Origin of the sequence: Rhizobium sp. C4 (genome assembly GCF_021026315.1) — a bacterium.
GTDB lineage: Bacteria > Pseudomonadota > Alphaproteobacteria > Rhizobiales > Rhizobiaceae > Ensifer_A.
On record NZ_JAJNCX010000039.1, the window covers coordinates 1 to 4907 of the forward strand.

The 4907-nt window shown below is 60.6% G+C and carries 5 protein-coding genes and 1 pseudogene; 2 read left to right on the plus strand and 4 right to left on the minus strand.

Translation table 11 applies throughout. The annotated features are described in order from the left end of the window. Positions 1-130: 130 nt before the first annotated feature. Both LQK84_RS24905 and LQK84_RS24910 read right to left on the minus strand, forming a co-directional pair. Positions 131-1693, minus strand: coding sequence for a hypothetical protein (locus LQK84_RS24905; RefSeq protein ID WP_230831475.1), 1563 nt, complete (start codon positions 1691-1693; stop codon positions 131-133). A 264-nt stretch (positions 1694-1957) separates the two neighbouring features. Continuing rightward, positions 1958-2584, minus strand: a complete 627-nt coding sequence (locus LQK84_RS24910) for a ribonuclease D (protein ID WP_230831476.1) — start codon at positions 2582-2584, stop codon at positions 1958-1960. 137 nt (positions 2585-2721) lie between these two features. Between LQK84_RS24910 and LQK84_RS24915 the strand changes: the two genes are divergently transcribed. Then, the gene (locus tag LQK84_RS24915) at positions 2722-3057 is read left to right on the plus strand and encodes a hypothetical protein (protein ID WP_230831477.1); all 336 of its coding nucleotides are present in this window, start codon (positions 2722-2724) and stop codon (positions 3055-3057) included. 251 nt (positions 3058-3308) lie between these two features. Here the strand turns inward: LQK84_RS24915 and LQK84_RS24920 are convergent, their stop codons facing one another. Continuing rightward, positions 3309-3818: a hypothetical protein gene (locus tag LQK84_RS24920; protein ID WP_230831478.1), complete on the minus strand. Its 510-nt coding sequence runs from the start codon at positions 3816-3818 to the stop codon at positions 3309-3311. A 30-nt stretch (positions 3819-3848) separates the two neighbouring features. Here LQK84_RS24920 and LQK84_RS24925 point away from each other — a divergent pair. Beyond that, a pseudogene (locus LQK84_RS24925) lies at positions 3849-4776 on the plus strand (IS630 family transposase). Here LQK84_RS24925 and LQK84_RS24930 read toward each other — a convergent pair. Then, positions 4687-4907 (minus strand): hypothetical protein (locus LQK84_RS24930; RefSeq protein ID WP_230831479.1); only part of this gene is annotated, 221 nt, incomplete at its 5' end. The pseudogene LQK84_RS24925 and the gene LQK84_RS24930 overlap by 90 nt on opposite strands.

The window sequence follows — 4907 nt, forward strand, 5'->3', positions numbered from 1 at the left end:
CAAAGCCGACAAAGAACAACCCAAAAGCCCGGAAAATCAACAACCGGGCTCGAAAAGCTGCGTCTTCAATCCTCAAAATCCCAACAAGTGCGAGTTATGCAATGGTCCCACAAGGGGAGAGGACGGGGCCTCAGAACCCGCCAAACCGCTGATACATGTGCAACGCGCGCTCGGCGTCCGTGGGGTTGCGCTTCAGCGGTTCCTCGGCCTCGAAGGGGTGTTCCTCGATTTCGGGCTCCTCGCGGCGTTCGGCCTGCTCGCCGTCGCCGTGCCAGAGGGACTGGCCGTTTTCGTCCTTCAACTCCTCGCCCTCGTCGTCGCCGCCTGCCTGTTCGCCGAAGCCGCGGCGGTGGCGTTTTTCCTCGTCCTCGCGAACGAAGGGATAGGGCACCTGGGCGAAGGGCACCGGTTCCGGCAGGCGCGCCTGCGCCGCCAGAGCGAGCTCGGGTAGGCGGGCGGGATCGGCCTTGGCGGCCGCCTGCTGGGCAATGCGGATGAGGTGGTCGATATCGACCGTCTCCACATCCTGCGCCGAAGCCGGCCGCGAGAAGAGAGGGATCACCCTGCCCTCCATGGCACGCGCGGCCTCATGCGCCTTGCCGGCAATCACAGGGGCCGGTTCGACGGGAAGCTCGGGCGTCAGGCCCTGCACCGACATGATGGGCTTGCCGGCGGTGCCGGATGTCGCCTCGGCAGCGGGCGCGAAGACCTGCGCCGTCTCTGCCTGCTGGGCAAGCGCGGCAACCGTCTTCAGGACATCGGCGGCGCGGGCTGCGACATTGGTTACCACGACGTTGAAGCCGCGCAGGACCTGCATGGTCGGCTGGCCATCATCGCGGTCGATTGCTGCGTTCTGCAGGGCGGCTGAGAGCGTCTCAGCCTTTGCCTGTGCGGGCGTGTCAGCGGCGGGGCGAGCCGTGGCCGTGGCAGCGGCTGCAGGCTGGCGTGCGGCGCTGCTGGCGTCAGGCGATGCGGCTCTGGCAGGCTCCCGAGCGGGGGCGGCTGCAGAGCCGGCCTCCGCATCGGCTTGCGTCGCGGTGCTGCCGTCGGCAGTGGCCGGCGACGTGGTGCCGTCCGGGTTCGTCGGCGAGCCCGTGGTGGTGGCTGCAGCCTTCTGGGCGGCGATGGTGTTGGGCGCGGGCGCGGTGGAGGCTGGCCCGCTGTTCTGCTCGTAGCTCTGGATGGCCGCCTTCAGCACCTGCTTGAGGCCATCGGCGCCCGGATCCTCCGCCATGGCCACGAGGCGCGCGGCGGCAGGCGAGGCCGGATCGGCAAGGGCTGCGGCCAAGGCCTGCGGCTGGATGTTGAGCGTGCCGAGATTGGAGGCCTTCTGCGCGGCCAGCAGCGTTGCCGCCGGCAGTTGCCGGATGAGCGCTGCCAGCCGGTTGGAGAAATCGCGCGGTGCCTCATCCGGCTGAGGGCCCTCGCCAAGCGCCGTGGCGAAATCGATGGCCAGCCGTGTCAGGATATCCTCGGCATCGACCTGCTGAGAGGCCAGAAGATCGGCGAGCTGCCGCAGCGATGCGAGCGTTTCGCTTGCCGCGCCCTGCTGTGTCGTGGGTAATGGTGGCTGCTGGCTGGCGACCTGCGCCTGTCCGACAGCGGCGGGTCCGTCAGGACGCGCTTCCCTCTGCCCGATGGCGGGGGCTGTGAGCGGCTGCGCCGGTATCGAGGCATTGACCGGAGGAAGCATGGGCGACCTCATCCTCGTTCGAAGGAAGGAAACGCATGTGTCACACGCCTTGAAGCGAGACGCGGCCTTTGAGCGCCGCGCGATCTCGCACTGCCTTTCGCCCAACCTCCGCCGCAACCTCCGAGAGGCGCGCAATGCCATTCACGGCATCCGGAAAGGGCTCATACTGATTCGTGAGGCTAGGCGCCAAAAGTTAACAAAAGGTTAACGCCGCCGTCCGGCGTTAACGTCTCTGTCACAATTTGCCGGATTGTCGCAGATCGATCAGCTGTGGGCGAAGATGTCGGTCTCTTCCCAGCCGAGCAGGTCGAGCTTGGAGCGTGTCGGCAGGAATTCGAAACAGGCCTTCGCGTGATCGAGCCGGCCGTCGCGCAAGAGACGTTCCGTCAGCCTGTCGCGCAGCGCATGCAGATGCAGCACGTCGGAGGCCGCATATTCGAGCTGCGCCTGGCTCAGCGTTTCGGCGGCCCAGTCGGACTGCTGCTGCTGCTTGGAGACGTCGACGTCGAGCAGTTCCTTGAGGTTGTCCTTCAGGCCATGACGGTCGGTATAGGTGCGGCAAAGGCGCGAGGCGATCTTGGTGCAGAAGACGGGCGTCGTCGTCACACCGAACGTGTGAAAGAGCACGGCAATGTCAAAGCGGCCGAAATGGAAGATCTTTTCGCGGGCCGGATCGGCCAGCATGGCGACGAGGTTCGGGGCCTGCTTCTGGCCGGCGGCGATGCGGATCACGTCGGCCGTGCCGTCGCCCGGCGACAGCTGCACGACGCAGAGCCGGTCGCGGCGCGGGATCAGGCCCAGGGTTTCGGTGTCGATGGCGATCGCGCCCGTGTAGCGGGCTGCATCTGCCGCCGAAATATCGCCTTCATGATAGCGGATGGGGCTTGTCATATTGCGTCTCCGATTGCGTATTGGAAACGGCTATAATGCGAAATGCCGTTCGCGTCCAATCGGCTGGACAAGCGGGTGTGCAATCCCCATATCTTCATGCACATCGGCTTGGGCGGGCAACGGTGACAGGAAAGAACATGTCGAAACCAATCATGCGCGCCATCACCGTCCTCGCCCTCATCCTCGCCGGAGCATCCGTCTGCTCTGCGGCCGAGAAGAACATGTTCAAGGACCTGCCGGGCGTCGTCCCGCCCAAGGGCTTTTCCACACAGTCGCAAGAGCGTCCGGACTGCACATCGCAGATCGTTTCCCCCTACTATCACGGCCGCCGCGAACTGCCGGTGCGGATGTATTCCTGCAAGAACGGGCTGGTCACCTACGAAAGCACGATCTCGCCCAGCTTCAATCCGCCGGCGGGGGATCCGTATCTGCATGGCGAGAACCTGCAGGGTTTTCCCGGAACGCCGAACTAATTACAAAATATTCATTTAGTAACGACGATGCGATCACCATGTCTAAAAGACCTAATAGGTGAAAAAATAAATTTCGGTTAATATGGTTTAAATTAAAGCCCCCAATATACCGTCCATAAGCCCCGCGAATATTGTCGTTATATTAGTCACAAGCTTCTGGTGTCGCTCTTCGGCAATCTTTACAAATTCAGAGATTTGGCCGACAGGCAGCGTAGCACTTTGATCAGCGACTTCCGCCAAAAAGAGCGGTACTAAAAGGCGAGTGGTCCGGTAGGTGACCGTCTCGGCGGAGCCTCTCTGCAAACCGATTGGCACTGACGCGTACCTTCTCTCCATGAAGTAGCGATATCATCAGGTCTCGTATCGTGGACGGCACGCACCCTTCCAAGGAAACCTGAGATTCCACGTATTTTTTGGCTTTCCAACAGCGAGTCAGGAAGAATTTCTATATCAATGTAGTTTTCCAAAATTTGACTTCTTTGCAAGACAGTTTTGTAGAAATGTGAAATTTTATATTCATATTCAGAAATAAAAAATACAAAGACGCCTTGGTCATTATTGAATTTTTCTGAATTATAATTAGCGATGAATTTCCGGCATCCACCAGGTGGCGCGGTATCATTTATTTCGAAACTAATTTGCATCGCCGCAGAAGATGGCCTTAGAAAAAAGTCGGCGTGGCACGGACTTCGACCTAGAGCGCGTCCGATGAACGCGGAATCGCGTTGAGGATTTCCTTGGTTGGGGAATTCTGATTCCATCGCCCGACTGGTGATTTGGCCGGAGGCAATATGGCCCGAGCTTTCAGTGATGATCTGCGTATCCGCGTTCTGGCTGCGTCACACGATGTCATGTCGGCGCGTTCAGCGGCGTCCCGATTTCAACGGCCATCGTCTGGATTGCGAGTGCACGGGCGGGTCGGTTGACGCCTGCGAAGCAGGGCCGACGCAGCGGTTCACGCCTGGATGTCCACGAAAAGTTCATCATCGATATGATCGAAGCGGAAAAGGACATCACCCTCAACGAGATGGTCCTGCGATTGGCCAGAGAAAGAGCCGTATCGATTGGCCGTAGTGCGCGCGATGTCTCGCTGCGAAAGCGCGGCTGGACTTCCAAAAGAAGAGCGCACATGCACTGGAGCAGGAACGTCCCGATCTCCTGAAGCGTCGCCAGGACTGTTTCGACGGCCAACTCGATCTCGATCCGGCGCGCCTCGTCTTCATCGATGAAACCGGCCTGAGCACGAAAATGTCTCGGCTTCGCGGACGCGCCCCTTGCGGAGATCGATGTCGCGCACCGATCCCGCAAGGCCATTGGAAGACGACAACATTTGCCGGTGCGCTCAGACTTCCGGCATCACCGCGCCGATGGTCCTCGACGGTGCGATGAATGGGGCGCGCGTTCCAGGCCTATGTACAACAGGTTCTCGTTCCCACCTTGGCGCCGGGCGATATCGTCATCATGGACAATCTGCCTGCACACAAGACGGAGGGCGTGCGTCACGCAATCGAGGGTGCAGGATGACGATTGCTCTACCTTCCGCCCTGCTCGGACTTCAACCCCATCGAGAAGGCCGTCGCTAAGCTGAAGGCTATCTTGCGCGCCAAAGCCGAGCGAACGGTCGAGGGCTTATGGAATACGATCGGCCATATAGTCACGCTGTTCGAACCACAAGAATGCACCATCGACTTCAAATCCTGCGGATATGACCCCGAGTAAAGTGGACGTGCTTGTCTTATGATTTTCTGGCTTCTTCGTGAGATAAAGAAGCGCCGGAGAGGACGGCCATCCTTCTCCGGCGATGGGGGATGGATCGTGAAATGCGAGGCCGCCATTCTTGCGAATGCCGG